At 51.6% G+C, this 17,171-nt stretch carries 12 protein-coding genes; 2 read left to right on the forward strand and 10 right to left on the reverse strand.

Features of this window, described 5'->3' with window-relative positions; genetic code table 11:
• Positions 1-4 precede the first annotated feature (4 nt).
• Entirely contained in the window at positions 5-895 is an 891-nt protein-coding gene (locus MKX51_RS21475) for an acetaldehyde dehydrogenase (acetylating) (RefSeq protein ID WP_340993779.1), read from the forward strand.
• A gap of 2 nt (positions 896-897) precedes the next feature.
• Entirely contained in the window at positions 898-1,899 is a 1,002-nt protein-coding gene (dmpG, locus tag MKX51_RS21480; RefSeq protein WP_340993780.1) for a 4-hydroxy-2-oxovalerate aldolase, read from the forward strand.
• Positions 1,900-1,969: 70 nt separating this feature from the next.
• On the opposite strand, the gene MKX51_RS21485 is transcribed toward dmpG, so the two are convergent.
• The 10 genes from MKX51_RS21485 to MKX51_RS21530 form a co-directional block, all read right to left on the reverse strand.
• The gene (locus tag MKX51_RS21485) at positions 1,970-3,094 is read right to left on the reverse strand and encodes a glycosyltransferase family 2 protein (protein WP_340993781.1); all 1,125 of its coding nucleotides are present in this window, start codon (positions 3,092-3,094) and stop codon (positions 1,970-1,972) included.
• Between the two features lie 98 nt (positions 3,095-3,192).
• The gene (locus MKX51_RS21490; RefSeq protein ID WP_340993782.1) at positions 3,193-4,533 is read right to left on the reverse strand and encodes a hypothetical protein; all 1,341 of its coding nucleotides are present in this window, start codon (positions 4,531-4,533) and stop codon (positions 3,193-3,195) included.
• Positions 4,534-4,788: 255 nt separating this feature from the next.
• Positions 4,789-5,667, reverse strand: coding sequence for a glucose-1-phosphate thymidylyltransferase RfbA (gene rfbA / locus MKX51_RS21495; protein WP_340993783.1), 879 nt, complete (start codon positions 5,665-5,667; stop codon positions 4,789-4,791).
• 130 nt (positions 5,668-5,797) lie between these two features.
• Positions 5,798-8,137: a hypothetical protein gene (locus tag MKX51_RS21500; protein WP_340993784.1), complete on the reverse strand. Its 2,340-nt coding sequence runs from the start codon at positions 8,135-8,137 to the stop codon at positions 5,798-5,800.
• A 31-nt stretch (positions 8,138-8,168) separates the two neighbouring features.
• Positions 8,169-9,377, reverse strand: coding sequence for a hypothetical protein (locus tag MKX51_RS21505; protein WP_340993785.1), 1,209 nt, complete (start codon positions 9,375-9,377; stop codon positions 8,169-8,171).
• A gap of 64 nt (positions 9,378-9,441) precedes the next feature.
• Positions 9,442-10,674, reverse strand: a complete 1,233-nt coding sequence (locus MKX51_RS21510) for a hypothetical protein (protein WP_340993786.1) — start codon at positions 10,672-10,674, stop codon at positions 9,442-9,444.
• 128 nt (positions 10,675-10,802) lie between these two features.
• Positions 10,803-13,151 carry a hypothetical protein gene (locus tag MKX51_RS21515; RefSeq protein WP_340993787.1) on the reverse strand — a complete coding sequence of 783 codons (2,349 nt, stop codon included), beginning with the start codon at positions 13,149-13,151 and terminating at the stop codon, positions 10,803-10,805.
• Between the two features lie 31 nt (positions 13,152-13,182).
• Positions 13,183-14,397: a hypothetical protein gene (locus tag MKX51_RS21520; protein WP_340993788.1), complete on the reverse strand. Its 1,215-nt coding sequence runs from the start codon at positions 14,395-14,397 to the stop codon at positions 13,183-13,185.
• Positions 14,398-14,462: 65 nt separating this feature from the next.
• Positions 14,463-15,692, reverse strand: a complete 1,230-nt coding sequence (locus tag MKX51_RS21525) for a hypothetical protein (RefSeq protein WP_340993789.1) — start codon at positions 15,690-15,692, stop codon at positions 14,463-14,465.
• A gap of 296 nt (positions 15,693-15,988) precedes the next feature.
• Positions 15,989-17,167: a hypothetical protein gene (locus MKX51_RS21530; protein WP_340993790.1), complete on the reverse strand. Its 1,179-nt coding sequence runs from the start codon at positions 17,165-17,167 to the stop codon at positions 15,989-15,991.
• Between the last annotated feature and the right edge of the window lie 4 nt (positions 17,168-17,171).

Genomic DNA, 17,171 nt, shown 5'->3' on the forward strand with positions numbered 1-17,171 from the left:
TGCCATGCGCACGAATCCGCTGAACGTTGCCATTCTGGGAAGCGGCAATATCGGCACTGACCTGCTTATCAAAGTTCTCCGCTCCGAGTACCTGTCCTGCACCCTATTCACAGGGAGAAACCCGGATTCCAGAGGACTTCAGCTTGCCAGAGAACTTGGCGTGCAAGTATCCGACCGGAGCATTGATGCGATTCTGGACAATCCCGGTTGCTGCGACATTGTTATCGATGCTACCTCCGCAACTGCCCATATCCGCCATTATCCGTTGCTCAAGGCACTTGGCAAGTTCGTTATCGATATGACTCCTTCTCAACTCGGGACAACGTGTATCCCGGCTGTAAATCTGCAGGAGAGTCTCCATAGTGACAATGTGAATATGATTACCTGCGGCGGGCAGGCTTCCGTGCCGCTGGCCTATGCCATTGCCCAGTCCCAACAGGAAGTATCGTATATAGAAGTTGTATCCAGCATCGCCTCGCTGAGCGCAGGGCCTGCCACAAGAATCAATCTGGACGAATACATTGAAGCTACAGAAGATGCTCTGCGCAGCTATACCGGCTGCAAACGGGCTAAGGCCATTCTTAATCTGAACCCGGCCGTCCCCAGTATTGATATGCAGACCACTCTCTTCGCCGTTGTCCCAGAGCCTGATATGGAGACTCTTACGGCGGCAGTAGAGGATATGGTCACCCGAATTCAACATTATGTACCAGGCTATCAGCTACTCGTACCTCCGGTTATAGAGAACGGCAGAATCGTCATGATGGTAAAAGTCCAGGGGCTTGGCGACTTCCTTCCCACCTATGCCGGAAATCTGGATATTATCAATTGCGCGGCGATCGCCCTGGCAGAAGAATATGCCAGACGCTCGCTTATTGTGTGTAAAGGAGAATGACCATGCACCCTCTTATCATTAGTGACCCTACGCTTCGTGATGGCTCTCATGCCGTAAAGCATCAGTTGACCCGGGAGCATCTGGATCTCTATTCAAAGATGGCGGAGAAGGCAGGGCTGGCTGTGCTGGAGGTAGGACATGGGAACGGCCTCGGCGCCTCGTCTCTGCAGCTTGGTGAGAGCCTGCTGTCTGATGCAGAGATGCTGTCCATCTGCAGAGACAATCTCCGGCATACGTTATTATCAATCCATGTCATTCCCGGGTTTGCAACAATTACCCGCGATCTGCGGGCGGCACTGGAACTGGGAGTTGATATCGTACGGGTTGCCTCTCATTGCACTGAGGCCGATCTGACGAAACGTCATATAGAGTATGTGCGCGGCCAGAACCGGACCGCTTACGGTGTTCTTATGATGTCTCATATGGCTTCCGCTGAAGTACTGGGGATCGAAGCTCTTAAGATGCAGAGCTACGGAGCACAGGCCGTCATTCTGATGGATTCCGCAGGAGCCTATCTGCCGCGAGATGTGACCTCGAAAATTCAACACTTGCGCAGCATCCTTAATATCCCTATTGGCTTCCATGCCCATAACAATCTCGGCCTCGCCATCGGCAATTCACTGGCTGCCGCTGAAGCAGGGGCGACCATTCTGGACGGTACTGCCCGCGGCTTCGGTGCCGGAGCCGGCAATGCCCAGTTGGAAGTGCTGGTAGCGGCACTGCACCATTCCGGCTGGAACACAGGGATTGAACTCTATGCCTTGCTTGAACTGGCTGAACAAGCGGAAATAGCCTTCGCCAAGCCCCCTAAGCTCGGCAGCATGAGTATTGTAAGCGGCATGGCCGGAGTGTTCTCCGGCTTCGTGAAGCCGGTGGAACGGATCGCTAAGGAATATCATGTCGATCCCAAGGCGGTCATGGTGGAGCTTGGACGCCGCAAGGTCGTAGCCGGACAGGAGGACCTGATTCTGGAGGCGGCCCTGAACCTGTCACAGCAGGCCTGACCGATCCCAACGTTCAACTTAATACAAAAGCAGGCAGCTGGAATTCCAGCCGCCTGCTTTTGTATTACTCTCAGCTATTCCGTCTTATATCCAGAACCTGCTTCAATTCACTCCGCTTGTCAAGCAAGACCTGATCCCCCGGCAGGTAAGCCAAGGCCTGCTCATTATGCTGGTAGGCCTGCTGCCATTCCCCCGCGGCTGCGAAGCAGCGGCTGACCAGGGCATGAGGCAGCCAGGTATAACAAGCCTGGGAGACGGGGCGGTCTCCCGGTCCGGCGGACTGGCGGGCGATTGCCTGGAGATACCAGTAGATGGCGATGTCCCATTCCCGGCACTCCTCGAAGAACCCGGCGATACTGCAACAGATATCCGCCTGTGGCAATCCGAAGCTGAATGAGCGGAAGAGGCTGTTCAGTCTAAGCTCTGCTTCGCCCAGTTCCCGGTAACATTCAGACAGCCGTAGACATACTGTAATCCTTTGCTCCTTGCAGTCACTAGGCTCGCGCATTAACTGTTCATAGGAATCAGCAGCCGCTTGGTAATCCCGGGAATCGAAACATTCATTCGCATATTGGAAGAGCAGCCTTCCTTGAGCCTTACCTTCCTCAGCGATCCAACGCTTCAGGATTTCCAGGTTGCGCTCCGTATGGACAGCGGATGGACGATGGTCAATATAGATGTCCGTATTCATGACGGGGCTTGCACCAATATCCAGTTCCTCATGGACCCGGCCCTGCCAGCGGAAATGCCCGCGTCTGACAACCCGGGGACGCTGCACGGAATGGAACGGTACGAGAGCGGAAGATGCTTGGTAGAGCTGGGGATATAGCCGGGTCCCCATACATATGACCTCTACCCCCTCTTGTTCATGCGCCAGTTGCTGTTTCAGCCGGGCCAGCTTCTCCACTTCCGGCGCAGCCAGCAGTTCATCCGCATCCATCCAGATGACATAAGGCATCGTCGCCTGTGAGAAGGAATAGTTGCGGGCGGCTGCGAAATCCTCATCCCACGCATAAGCAAATACCTTCTCTGTATACCAGCCTGCAACAGTGACAGTTCTGTCAGTCGATCCCGTATCTACAATAATGATCTCATCCATTAGATCCCTGACCGAATCCAGACAGCGTCCTAACACAGCTTCTTCGTTCTTCACAATCATACACAGACTGAACAGACACTGCTGTTCTGCTTCCATCTCCCCGCCTCCTGAGAATGATCAGATACATATAAAGAAACCATCCCGTGAAGGATGGTTTCGAAGCTTGCTGAATCGTTGTGCATCACCTTCCAGGATCAGGTTAATCTGTGAACAGACCATACAACCCCTGGGGCTCCAGCGCCTAGATCCACACTTAGCGCCACTCCTTCAGACTGATAGAGGAGGCTGATAACATTCCCAGTTGTAAGTTCCACTTCAGCGGCTAAGGTGACGGTACCGCTTCTAAGGAGTGATCTGAGGGTTGTTCCTCCAATATCTATATCCAGTACCGGCAACAACCCGGTCACCAAATCTGTAGCTGGAGCCGGCGTAGTTCTTTGAACCACTAATGAAGGATTCACGTCTGCTCCTAACGCAGTGGTAATTGCTGCAGTAAAGGCAAAGTTCACAGTCGCCTCAATAGAGTATCTACCCGTCTCTGGAACGGTATATTCACCCAGCACCGCGTCAAATGCCGCATTGTCGTAATAAGGTGCAGTTGCCTCATAACCGGCAATTGTAGCAGTGGCACCTGTCACTAAGGTAGGCAGAAATACTGAGAACCCTTCTGTTGCCAAATTAGGTCCCGTCACACCGGTAGCTCCCGTTATCCCAGTAAGACCCGTGACTCCGGTAGCTCCCGTTTCCCCAGTTAGACCCGTGACTCCAGTGGCTCCTGTTTCCCCAGTCAAACCCGTGACTCCGGTAGCTCCCGTTTCCCCAATCAGACCTGTGACTCCGGTAGCTCCCGTTTCCCCAGTTAGACCCGTGACTCCGGTGGCTCCTGTGGCTCCCGGATCTCCCCCTCCCGAACCCGTGGGTCCTTGAGGTCCTTGGACTCCGGTGGTTCCTGTAGGTCCCGGAGCTCCTGTAGTCCCTGTAGGTCCTGTGTCTCCTGTGGCTCCTGTGGCTCCTGTGGCTCCTGGTTCTCCTCCCCCTGGCCCGGTAGGTCCAGTAGGTCCTGCTGGTCCAGCTTCTCCTGGCGACCCTGGTATTCCTGCCGGGCCTCTCTCCCCTGCAGGTCCGGTAGGTCCCGCCGGTCCTGTTGCTCCGCCGCCGGCACCACCTCTATCTGCCCCTAACAATTCTTCCGACACTAACCGGTGTGCCGTTACCAATTGTCCCGTTGCGCTCTTTCCCCATAGCGAGATCTGCACCGGTTCAACTTCTTCAGATGAATTCGGTGATGTAATAAATGTGAATTCATAAGCATTAACGTCGGCATAATAATTCTTCGTTATCACTTGATTCGCTGCAATATTGAGTAATTCGCTTACGTACATTACTCTTGTTCCGCCGGTCAATTGATAGCCCTGAATGGTTACCGAGTACGCCGAAGCCTGGCTGCGGTTATCAATCTTGACTGTAACCTGCTGAGTAGGTCTCACCCCGTTAACTGGATTGTTCTCAATAGGTCCTGTTGATAAGAAAGCCATTCCTTGGTCACATCCTTACAGATTTGGATTTCATTCCAGTATGCGTTGGGGTCCATGCTAAATGTGCATGTACTATGGACACCCCCGGTCAGCAGCATACTTAATGATTAATATAGTAGTATTCAAGCATACAGGTTTGGTGTGGACTTAGTGGATGGCTCCGCTATAATGGGCTTCTCCCTCCACCGAATCTCCTCTGCTCTGTGAATACCAATATATGCCCCAGGTCCGGAATGTGTACATTGTTCATGAACCTTAACCGCCAGCAACAAGAGATTCTTCTGCAATGCTGGTCAAGTATTGCCCGTATGCCAGCTTGTGCAGCGGCCGGGCCAGCTCCAGGAGCTGCTCTCTGGTGATATATCCTTTATTGAAGGCGATCTCTTCGATACAGGCCACGTACAGTCCTTGCCGCTTCTGGACGGTCTCCACCAGATTGGCTGCCTCCAGAAGCGAATCCGGCGTCCCGGTGTCGAGCCAGGCCATTCCCCTGCCGAACAGCTCCACGTTCAGTTGTCCTCTGTTTAAATACTCCAGGTTAACCTCCGTAATCTCGATCTCACCACGCCGCGAAGGCTTAATGTGCCTAGCGATCTCTACCACCTGCCGGTCATAGAAATATAGACCCGGCACGGCATAATGGGAGCGGGGATACAAGGGCTTCTCCTCCAGGGTAACCACTCTGCCTGTGCTGTCAAATTCCACAACGCCATAAGCGGAAGGATCTTGTACCCGGCAGCCGAAGATGGTAGCCCCTTCCTGCCTCAGACCGGCTCTCTCCAGAATGGAGCTGAAGCTCTGTCCATAGAAGATGTTGTCGCCCAGAATCATGCACACATGATCTGTACCAATGAATTCCTCCCCGATCAGAAAGGCCTCGGCAAGTCCGCGCGGCTGCTCCTGCACCGCATATTGACAGGACAATCCGAGCTGTTCGCCGTTGCCCAAAAGATCCTGAAATAGCCGGATGTCTCTTCCGGTAGAGATAATCAGGATCTCCCGGATGCCTGCCAGCATCAGCACAGACAACGGATAATAGATCATCGGCTTGTCATATACCGGCTGCTTGGAGACCGACTTCGTCAACGGATGCAGCCTCGTCCCCGAGCCACCCGCCAGAATGATGCCTTTCATCAGACCACGCTCCCAATTCTTATCATTTCTACCCTTGTCCACTTGATATAGAGTTGAAGATCAACGCCCTGCCTCCTGGAACCGCAAGGGTTGATCTTCATTAGCATTATTGAATCACTGTGCTGCACTTCTATTTGCTCTGTGTCTTGTATTTTCCGCTAGAGAAACTGTAATATAGCGGCAGAAGAGCAGGATCCATGTTTGGATTATAATTAATGGTCCGGATCGAGAAATCCGCCATGCTAATAATATAAATGTTCTCCCAACCGGTATTAACTAGATATTGGCTGTCGCCAGTGAAATTTAGTGCGCCCAGTTTGAAGATATCTGTCATTGGAATAGTGTGTGTCGTCTGATTGCTGGTTGATATCAGCTTAAGCTCCTGGGTTCCCTGTACACACACCCATCGTTCATCCGGTGACAGAATGATCGTATACTGATTGCTAGGCCCACGCCAGTTGTTTAATAAGTTACCATTAATATCGATACGGCTAACATTCAATGGGTTGTGGTTGTCAGGAGTTTCACCATTGTCCATGATATAGGATTCGCCGGAGTTTAACTCCCTAATCCCCCATGTGCTGTTATGGCCAGTCGAAGGCCTTGAGCCAGTGTTACTGAAATTCCCAATCTCTGCGTAGACGTAGAAAGTGTTCTTCATGGACGGGGTCAGCCGCACTTCCATACTGTCAGGCGTAACCACGAGCGGATTGGAGTAAGCCGTTCTTTCCAATGCGACCGGATAAGCTCCGAAGATATTCTCGGTAAGCATTCCTGTAGCAATCTCATACGCATGAACTGCCGGATTATATTGACCCCCAACGAGTAAGAAAAAAGCATAACGGCTGTCAGGGGAAACCGCTGAGTATTGTACAACGGATGTCGTGGTGAAGGTATCAATAATACTTCCATTGGCCAGATCAAAGACAATCGTCTGCACATTTCTGGTCGATATAAAAAGATGGCGCTGATCAGGTGCCAATAGCAGATCAAATACTTGCGTATCCGGGTTTAAATCCACTGTCCAATCAACGGCACGGGATTGAATATTGAACCGGTACAATTTATCTATGACCGCATAGTAAATGTACTTGCCGTCTACTGAGGCTGCATAAGCTACTTGCCCTAAGAGCAAGTTGATACTAGGATCTACAGGGATTAATTGTATGGTAGCCGACCGGGCATCCAAGATTGCAACCCCACCATCCTGCAGAAAATAAGCCGTTGCCTCGCTGACAACATAAGGTGTCCCGCTGCCCATTACCTCTGCCGCCAGATACCGGTTCTCCATAATCAGAGAGAGCGTACTCGGAATATTCAAGTCAATTTGCACTTGAACGGAGTAGACTCCCGGTCCGGCTTCTGGGATTTGCGTCAGGCTGAACGGGAATTGCACACTGGCTCTTTTGCCGGGATCAGCTTCACCGTTGCCATAGCCTTGGACGATGGACCGGAACTCAAACCTGCGGATCACTGTATTATTATAGAGAATATAAATTGAAAGAGGAATTCGGACAGCTTCTGCCAGCGGAAGATAAGAGACACGGAGATCCCCTTGTAGTTGTACGCGTTGTCCGGCCTTCGTCTGCAATGTATCCAGGGTGAGAACCGTTTGTAGCTCAGAGGTCAATACCTGTGAATCCGCACGATATTGATATAAGGGAGAGGGCACGGATTCGCCTGTCGCTCCGGTTGCACCGGCAGAACCTGCTGGTCCTGTTGGGCCTTTGCTGCCAGTACCTGTCGGTCCCGGTGCGCCCAGCAGACCTTCCTCCCCTTGTGAGCCTTGCGGTCCTTTGACACTATAGCCTGTAGTCCCTGTTACGGCTATTCCGGTTGCACCGGTAGGACCAATTCCTGTCATCCCTGTCATCCCGGTCAGACCAGTCGGACCGTAACCTGCTGTGCCTGTGAAGCTTGCGGGAAGCCCAGGTTCGCCTGTATCTCCTGTCGGACCGGTCGCTCCGAACCCTGTTGCCCCTGTCACGCCCTTGTTGCCGTAATTACCGCCGCCTCCCCTCGTACCTTGGGTGCCAGTCGTTCCAGTCGGGCCGGTCGGACCGGTACGCCCCGTGGCGGCTCTAACGGCTTGAACAGAAGCTATCCCTGCAACAGCTCTGCCTATAGAAGGATCGGCCTGGACGTTAATATAGCTGACGACCCGGGCCCGTATAGTGTACGCATACGTTCCCGGATTCGCCGAATGATTGACCGTGACTTGTAAGGTTCTGGTAGTCTCTCCCGTTCCGGTATGGGACAGCGTCACCAGTTGAGTCTGCAGTACACTGCCGGAGAGCATCGTTTCCAGCTCAATCCGCAGCAAGGATGGACCGGAAGTCACTGCGTGGAAGACAACAGGTATCTGGAACGTTACATGCGCCTTAGGCTGCGCTGTAACAATGTCAAGGGTCTCTGCCAGGTGAATAGCCGGTCCTGGTGTTCCGAGAGGGAGAGTGGTTAGATTCGACATCACTTCACCGCCTTTGATATTTTCTGCAACATCAGATGCTGTCAGGTATTACCGTTGAAGATAAGGTGCATTGATCAATATAGACATTCCCTTGGTCTTGTTGATCACCAACAACAAGTATTGATAACGACATAGTCGTTGCTGAGCCATCATACATAACGTAGAACGGTATAACCTGCGCAATTCGAAGTAATCCCGTTTGTTTCTGCCAGTAATCAGTATACTGATACAATGTGTCCCCAGCCGTATCAGTAAGTGTGATCGTTATCTCAATCCCGTTATTTCCTATATTAGGATTATTACGATACTGAACTCCTACACCCCCCTCTATTTGGCAACGGCTGCTTCCAGGATTCACCGGGAGAGATGCAATCAAGAAAGGCTCATTATAATTCACTGTGATAGAGGGCTGGCTTCTTGTGTAAGTTAATGTTGGAATAAAAACTTCAATCGCTCCTGCTCCTGTGGGCCCTCTGGCACCTTCCGGCCCAGGATCTCCCTGCTCACTGCCTGCCCCGGGCGGACCCGTGAAGCCTGTGGGCCCAGTTCCACCAGTTGGCCCAGTGTCCCCTGTTACTCCAGGACCGGTGGCTCCGACCGCCCCCATACCTGTAAGACCTGTTGCTCCAGTGACTCCTATTCCGGTGGCTCCGGTGGCTCCGGTAGGTCCATTGAGTGCTCCTATATAAGCTGTTTCCCCTGTGGGTCCTGTTGGACCTGTCAGGCCGGTTGGTCCTGTATTCGAGGGGCCATTCTCTCCAATTGTCCCGTCGCCACCAGATAGACCGGTACGTCCGGTTAGACCAGTGGGTCCTGTTGGACCTGGAGGACCTATAGGACCGTTGAATATAACAGGCCCTGGTCCCGTCTGGACCAGAGGGGAGCCGACCCGAATGTCAGAAGCGATGTTCTGGTAATGCAGCAGTTTCATTCTCAGCTCGTATTGATGAATACCTACAGGCAGTTCATCGGTGAATCTGACGGCAGCTTCAGTCTGAACAAGGCCGGCGGCCAAGGCTGTTGATTCTATCGATACACCCCGCGTTTCAACAAGTGCATTTGCCCTCCATAGTTCAACATTCAGGTGCAGATGATAATAACCAGTGGACAGAATATCCAGCAGCAATGGAATCGACAACTGCAATTCCGCAGATCCATATGGCTGCTCCACGTCTGTCCGGATATCTGTAAGCACCAGCATATTGCCGGCTCCAAGGGGGAGCGATGAATAGATGTTCATATTTATATCAACTCCTTTATTTCTCAGATGCTGTTCTTCTGTTACGGCTTCTTGAACAGACAGATCAGTTCCCTCTTCGGAATACCTTTGCAGTTGCGTTAAATGATTCATAGCGGATGGTTGTATTGGGAGTTATTGAATTAGCTGAAGCCGACAACGTGTAGCTGTGAAGACCTAATGGCGGATGATCATCAATGGCATAGAAGAACAGCGACTGTTCGGAAGGAATGGAATTAGATGATGGATCATTCGAATAATTATAGAACAACATCCAATTAAACAAAGCGCCTTCAGGAAGGTTAACTCCATCACGTTGTATCAGATAAACAATATAATTGCTGTAATTGTAATCAGAGGGATTCCCGTAGCTGATCTGTAAAGTGCCAGCTACAACTACACATTGATCAGTCGAGGTAACCAGTACTGGCGGAAGTTGGCCTACAAGTTCACTTTCTTCTGGACTGCTCGACAGCAGAGCATCACTCACAACTACCGGCAATGCACGGCTGGGTCCGGTTACACCTGTGGGGCCCGTTGTCCCTGTATTTCCGGTATATCCTGAACCAGGACCTGTGTACCCGGTCGCCCCCCTTTCTCCAGCCGTTCCTGTCGGGCCTTGCAGTCCATACCCTGTCATACCCGTGGCTCCGATTCCTGTCATTCCCGTTGGACCGGCAGGTCCTACCCCGGTAGCTCCCGTAGGGCCCGTTGGTCCGGTTGCGCTCCCCGATCCGGTTGCCACAACCACGCCCGTAGCTCCAGTGGGTCCCTTAGGTCCCTTAGGTCCCATGATGCCAGGGCCGGTTGTACCGGTCGGACCGATGCTCCCGGTCAGACCTTTAGGCCCCCGTGTACCACGTGGACCTTGCGAACCTGTAGGTCCGGTCGGACCGATATCATCCTCGTCAGCCGCCACTCCTTGTACAGAGACTGTAGGGAGGCCGGCCAGCGGATTGACCGCAATATTCTGTGAAGAAAGAACCTTCAGCTCCACTTCAAAGGATTGCCCCCCTTGACCGAAGCTCCCTGTAATAATTGCATTCACATCCGCAATTAGCGCTTCCCCTGCGTTGCCGCTGCCGATATAAGGCTCGGTCAGAGTCTGAAGCATCATTCCGTCTTTCAGAATAGATAGCCCGATGATCAGATGATAATTGCCGGTCGCCGCCGGCTTGAACGACAGCGGCACACTGAAATCAATTTGGAACGAGGGATGACTCTCTTCCAGCAATACCGGACTTGCCAGCCGGATTGCCGGTCCCGGACTTCCCAGTTGCACCGGAATTAACGATGACATATGGACACAACCCTTCTTTCACTTTATAGTCCGCCTTGTCTATAGGGTGTAAAAAGAGAATCAATCCCCATAGTTTCAGAAACCACGGGGATTGATCTAAGCGTTATTCGTCATGCACGATCCTCGTTTTACTTACTTTGCGTTTTATAAGCTCCGCTGGATAGGGTGTAGTTCATCGGCCGATTAGCAGGTTCTGGTGGAAGGTCAAAGGTTCTTACTGAACGATCCTGCAAGCTTATCGTGTAAATATGTTGAGTTGCTATAACAACTAGAAAACGGCTGTCTCTTGTGAAGCTGACTCCTCCCCTGAAGTTTTGAACCGTTAGTAAGGGGAGTTCACTTCCAAATAAATTATCGGTATTAAGTAAAAAGAGCCCATCTTCACTTTGGATGCAGACAAACTGCTCATCCGGTGATAGAACCAAGGAGTATACTCGTGCGTTAAGTGCTGCGTAAGAAGGAATATCGCTTTCAGAGGGGCCAAGAAGACTGGCTTTAGAAATTTGCGGCAGGGTATTTGGATCTGCCCCGTTATCTATAGTTATAAATTTCCCGTTCACTAACTGCACAATTCCCCAGGCGCCGTTGCTACCAATTAATGTTTTGAGACCCTTGTTATTGAAGTTACCAATCTCTGCGTAGGCATAAAAGACATCTGCCCGACCTGGAGTAAACCGTACCTCACTACTGTCAGGTGACACTACCAGCGGGTTGGAGTAGCCCGGATACAATTGAGGCTGAATAGGATACAATCCATTGAAGATATTCCGTTCCAGTTTACCTTGGGGAATGTTATAGGCATGAACCTCACCGGTATAAATATAGAAGAAGACATAACTGCTGTCTGGAGAAGCTGCGGAGAAGAGAACGTTTGATTCCAGCGTCAGCGTTCGGACGGTAACCCTGTTCACCAGATCATACACCTGCACCTGGGGACTGGCTTCATCCGAGATGAACAGATATCTCTGGTCAGGCGTAAGCAGCAAATCTGTTGCCTGCATATCCTGATTCAGATCGATTTCCCAGTTCTTCACTTGAGCCTCTGTATCGAACTGGTACAACCTGTCTTGTACCGCGTAGTAAATCTCACTGCCTGCTGAAGCGGCATAAGCTGCGTTCCCGTGATACTGGATATTGGGGTCCAACGGAACCGACAGGATGGGACCCACTAATGCATTGATCGTCTGCACCCCGCCCGCAGCCAGAAAATAAGCGGATTCCTCACGGAAAAACGAGATATCGCCATCAGTCACCTCCGCCACAAAGTACCGGCTCTCCACCGTCATCGACAATTCATTTTGCGTTTGCAGTTCAACTGGGTTCTGCTTCAAATATGCAGTATATACTCCTGTACCAGGTCCGGGGATATGCGTCAGGGTAAAAGGAATCTGAATGCTCGCCCGTTCTCCCGGATCGGCTAGGCTCCCATAACCCTGGACAATAGTCTGGAAGTTAAACGAACGAAAAAAGGACATACCGTTTCCAGAGTTATAAGAAAAACCAACAGTAATAGAAATTCTTGAACCTGTTGAGCGCGGGAGATATGTGATACGGAAATTCCCCTTTAATAGAACGCGTTGTCCAGCCTCGGTATGCACCGAGTCTAGTTCGATAAAACTTTCCGCGGAGAAACTCAACGCCACCGGATCGGTACGATATTGATATTGGACAGGTGGCAGTGGTTCGCCAGTTGAGCCGGTTGGACCTGTCGGACCAGACGGCCCCCTTGGGCCTGGGCCCATGGTTCCTGTCGGTCCCGTCGCTCCTTGCGGACCTTGCTCTCCTGACGCGCCCGTCTCTCCCTTCACACTATTACCTGTCGCTCCTGTCACAGCATTACCGGTTGCACCTGTCGGGCCTACTACGGTCAAGCCCGTCGTCCCGGTTGGACCAGTTGGACCAGTGCCGATTCCGCCAGTGACACTTGCAGGAGGCCCTGGTTCACCTGTATCTCCTGTGGGACCGGTCGCTCCGTATCCTGTAGCTCCTGTCACGCCCTTGTTACCGTAACCGCCGCCGCCGCCCCGACCACCTTGGGTACCAGTCGTTCCAGTAGGACCCGTCGGACCGGTTATGCCTGTGGCGGCCCGAACTGCCTGAACAGAAGCTATCCCTGCAACGGCTCTGCCTATAGAAGGATCGGACTTGATGTTAATATAACTGACTACCCGAGCTCGTATAGTGTAGGCATACGTTCCCGGATAAGCCGGATGGTTGACCGTAATTTGTATCGTTCTGGCAGTCTCTTCAGTGCCATTATGGGATAGTGTCACCAGTTGAGTCTGCAACACACTGCCGGAGAGCATCGTTTCCAGTTCGATCCGCAACAGGGATTCGCCTGGAGAGCTGCTCTGGAACACAACAGGGATATGAAAGGTCACATGTGCCTGAGGCAGAGCTGCAGTGATCTCGAGCGTCTCCGCCAGGTGAACAGCCGGGCCCGGCGCCCCCAAAGGGAGAGTGGTTAGATTAGACATACTTTCACCGCCTTAGATATTTTCCGCAATACTAATTGTTATTTGGAATAACCGTGGAAGTTAGGACAACAGGTAGTATATTGATACTCCATAGATCCTGAACATCTCCAGTAATCACTCCAGTTAGCGTCAAGGTAGTCTGGGGGCCATCATACAAAACTGTAAAAGGGAAAGAGTCCGCGAATATAAAAGTATCAAAGCCTGGATTCTCCCAATAGTCACTATACTCATACAATTTGTTATTAGCAGTATCAGTAAGTGTGATGGTTAAACGTATTCCACCAGTATATGTGAAATCAGTAGAATCCTTAATAGTGAATATTTTTACAATTCCCTCTACTTGGCAACGCCCGTTTCCGGGATCAACTGCGAGTGTGGCTAGCACTTGAGGGGAATTCACATACCCTACATGTTGGTCTGATACTGTGTAAATTAATGTTGGGATGGAAGCCCCATTCGCCAGGGCACCTGTAGGTCCCCTGGCACCTTCGGGCCCAGTTTCACCTGAATCACCACCTGGTCCGGGCGGACCGGTGACACCTGTGATTCCAGTCAGACCCACTGGTCCTGTGTCACCTGTAATTGCCGGACCAGCCGCTCCGGGACTCCCCACACCAGTAAGTCCGGTTGCCCCTGTAATCCCTACTCCGGTGGCTCCTGTTGCACCGGTGGGTCCAGCGAAGCTTCCTACATATCCGGTTGTCCCTGTTGGACCCGTTGGTCCGGTTAGCCCGGTCGGGCCTGTAAGCGAGACGCCATCCTCTCCTATTCTCCCGTCGCCACCAGATAGACCGGTACGTCCGGTTAAACCAGTGGGTCCTGTTGGACCTGGAGGACCTATAGGACCGTTTAATATGATGGGACCCGGACCGGTCTGTATCCTGGGAGAACCCACCCGGATATCAGAAGCGATATTCTGATAATGGAGCAGCTTCATTCTGATCTCGAATTGCTGAATGCCTGCGGGCAGTTCATCACTGAATCTGACCGTGGCTTCATTCTGAACCAGTCCTGCAGACAGCGCTGTGGATTCTATGGATACATCACGCATCTCAACAAGCGCGTTAGCCCTCCATAATTCTACATTCAGGTGCAGATGATAATAACCAGTGGACAGAATATCCAGCAGCAATGGAATCGACAACTGTAATTCCGCAGATCCATACGGCTGTTCCACGTCTGTACGGATATCCGTAAGCACCAGCATATTGCCGGCTCCAAGAGGGAGCGATGAATAGATGTTCATATTTATATCAACTCCTTTATTTCTCAGATGCTGTTCTTCTGTAACAGTTTCATATCGGTGCAGTCTCAGTTCCCTTTTCGAAATACCTTCGCAGTTCCATTGAATGTTTTGTACGCGACTGTTGTGTTGCCAGACACCCTAGTGATCTGAACACCGAACGTATAGATGTGTAGACCAGGCGGCGGGTTCTCATCAATCGCATAGAAGGATAGATTTTCTTCGGAGGTGATGGAACCAATCGTGGGAATAAGAGAATATTTGTAACCTTTGCCCCAAACTGATACACCGTTGGTTTCAAGTTGCTGACCATCTCGATACACTCTAGATACAATCAGGTTGTTGTAACGGTCGTCAGGAGGATTCCCGTACGCGAAATGAAGAGTACCCTCTATGACAACACATTGATCTGTTGAGTTGATCTGTATTGCAGGAAGCTGGCCCACTATTTCACCTTCAATGGGACTGTTCAACTGTAGAATATTGCTCACAACGATTGGTAACGCCCGGCCAGGTCCGGTTACACCAGTGGGTCCGGTCAGTCCCGTATCTCCGGTAATATTCAATCCGGCCCCTGGATTCCCAGTCGCTCCAGTGGGTCCGATAATTCCTGACGGTCCCCGCACCCCATACCCGGTCATACCAGTAGCTCCAATACCAGTCATTCCGGTTGGACCGGCAGGTCCCACCCCGGTAGTTCCCGTAGGGCCCGTTGGTCCGGTTCCGCTCCCCTCTCCGGTTGCGACAGCCACGCCTGTAGCTCCAGTGGGTCCCTTAGGTCCCTTCGTCCCCATGATGCCTGGGCCGGTTGTACCGGTCAAACCGGTGCTACCCATTGGACCTTTCGTACCTTTCGTACCATAGGCACCTTGCGGACCCGTCGGTCCAGTCGGACCGAACTCATCATCAGCCGCTACTCCTTGTACCGAGACTGCCGGAAGGCCAAGCAGAGGATTTACTGCGATATTCTGTGAAGACAGAACCCTCAGCTCCAGTTCAAAGGATTGTCCCCCTTGGCCAAAGCTTCCTGTGATACTTGCATTCACATCCGCAATTAGAACTTCCCCGGCGCTCCCGCTGCCGATATAGGGCTCGGTCAGGGAATGAATGATATTTCCGTCTTTCAGCACAGAGAGCCCGACGATTAGATGATAATTGCCGGACACGGCTAGCTTGAACGACAGCGGCACACTGAAATCAATCTGGGAGGAGGGATGACTCTCCTCCAGTAATACCGGACTTGCCAGCCGGATTGCCGGTCCCGGACTTCCCAGTTGCACCGGAATTAATGATGACATATGGACACAACCCTTCTGTCACTTTAAATTTGCTTGCATTTGGCATAAGGTAGAACTATTCAACCACACCCCAATACCAGTTTATGCTGCCCATAGATTGTCCAAGTCCATGCTATGCAGAATATTTCATGGACCTCTCTGGTCCGGCAGCACATAGTATTCTATGCGATGAATCTACAGGAGTCTGGATTATTCGGCCACCAGCTCTAAAAAGGTGGATTCATTAGTCAATTATTAATATCCACACGCAGAAAAGCGCCAGAATTCGATCCTGGCGCATCTCGCTATATGATTATTTAATTAATCCTGATCAATTGGATGTTGGCATAGAAAGTGCCCTCACCTATAACGTCATTAGTATTATTAACTAACGCCACACCTTGTGGAGCTGTTGTCCCTATAATACCGGCTCCCGCTACGGTTGCAACTGCCCGATTGTTTACTGTTGAGGACGCTATAGAACCAGTAACACCTTCTATGGGATTTCCAGACGCCAGATCTACGGTCCACAATTGAAATTCCATGGTGTCCAGGCTATTATTCAGAGCATTGACATAGTATTGGACCAGAACTGTAGAATCAGCAGGCAAAGTAAAATACTGATTTGTAGGATCTATAACAATAGTACCGCTTTCCGGTCCGGTTACGCTCCAGGTCACCATTTCATCAAATCCAACTTGAAACTCAGTAGAGATCGCAGAGGAGTAATCTGCGAAGAAGGCAAGACCCGTTAAGCCGGTCATCCCGGTCAGCCCAGTCATCCCGGTTAAGCCGGTTACACCGGTCAACCCGGTAACTCCCGTTAAGCCGGTCAACCCTGTAGCTCCCGTTAAGCCGGTAGCACCCGTTATACCGGTTACGCCAGTCTCTCCAGTTAAGCCGGTCAGTCCGGTTATTCCCGTAGCTCCGGTAGCACCCGTCTCCCCGGTTAGCCCTGTTAAGCCGGTCAGTCCGGTTATTCCGGTCAGCCCTGTAGCTCCAGTGACTCCAGTCTCTCCGGTTGGTCCCGTTATGCCGGTCACTCCGGTTATTCCGGTTATTCCCGTAGCTCCGGTCTCTCCGGTCTGACCAGTTATTCCTGCCGGACCTGCGATACCTTGAATTCCCTGTTCTCCTTGAGGTCCTTGAGGCCCGCCGGGATTCCCCGTAGCCCCTGTTGCACCTGTAGGCCCTACCATTATTGAAGCATTAAGCACCGTCTCCAGCTTGTTGGTAAGAATGAACTCCTTCTTCACAATGTCCCGCATCATATTTCTTACACTATCGTTCATAGCCAGCACATCTTCAATCGTTGCATCAGGAGCTGTAACTCCAGGCAAGGTGCCCAGGATATATTGCAGCTTCTCCCCTTCGGCATTGATAATGTGGCTGAGTCCCAATTCTTCCATCGCAATGGAGGACAGCAGCAGGTTAACGGCATCATCCCTGGCAATGCTTATGGTTGGGGTGATGTTAGGCAGGTTCGCCTGAGACATGTGA

The organism is Paenibacillus sp. FSL M7-0420 (assembly GCF_038002345.1).
Taxonomy (GTDB): Bacteria; Bacillota; Bacilli; order Paenibacillales; family Paenibacillaceae; genus Paenibacillus_AQ.

Bases quoted from the DNA above. Each gene is read 5' to 3' on its own strand.
- MKX51_RS21505 (WP_340993785.1), bottom strand. From the start codon at position 9,377: ATGAACATCTATTCATCGCTCCCCCTTGGAGCCGGCAATATGCTGGTG.
- MKX51_RS21510 (WP_340993786.1), bottom strand. From the start codon at position 10,674: ATGTCATCGTTAATTCCGGTGCAACTGGGAAGTCCGGGACCGGCAATC.
- MKX51_RS21490 (WP_340993782.1), bottom strand. From the start codon at position 4,533: ATGGCTTTCTTATCAACAGGACCTATTGAGAACAATCCAGTTAACGGG.
- rfbA (WP_340993783.1), bottom strand. From the start codon at position 5,667: ATGAAAGGCATCATTCTGGCGGGTGGCTCGGGGACGAGGCTGCATCCG.
- MKX51_RS21485 (WP_340993781.1), bottom strand. From the start codon at position 3,094: ATGGAAGCAGAACAGCAGTGTCTGTTCAGTCTGTGTATGATTGTGAAG.
- MKX51_RS21520 (WP_340993788.1), bottom strand. From the start codon at position 14,397: ATGAACATCTATTCATCGCTCCCTCTTGGAGCCGGCAATATGCTGGTG.
- dmpG (WP_340993780.1), top strand. From the start codon at position 898: ATGCACCCTCTTATCATTAGTGACCCTACGCTTCGTGATGGCTCTCAT.
- MKX51_RS21500 (WP_340993784.1), bottom strand. From the start codon at position 8,137: ATGTCGAATCTAACCACTCTCCCTCTCGGAACACCAGGACCGGCTATT.
- MKX51_RS21475 (WP_340993779.1), top strand. From the start codon at position 5: ATGCGCACGAATCCGCTGAACGTTGCCATTCTGGGAAGCGGCAATATC.
- MKX51_RS21515 (WP_340993787.1), bottom strand. From the start codon at position 13,151: ATGTCTAATCTAACCACTCTCCCTTTGGGGGCGCCGGGCCCGGCTGTT.
- MKX51_RS21525 (WP_340993789.1), bottom strand. From the start codon at position 15,692: ATGTCATCATTAATTCCGGTGCAACTGGGAAGTCCGGGACCGGCAATC.
- MKX51_RS21530 (WP_340993790.1), bottom strand. From the start codon at position 17,167: ATGTCTCAGGCGAACCTGCCTAACATCACCCCAACCATAAGCATTGCC.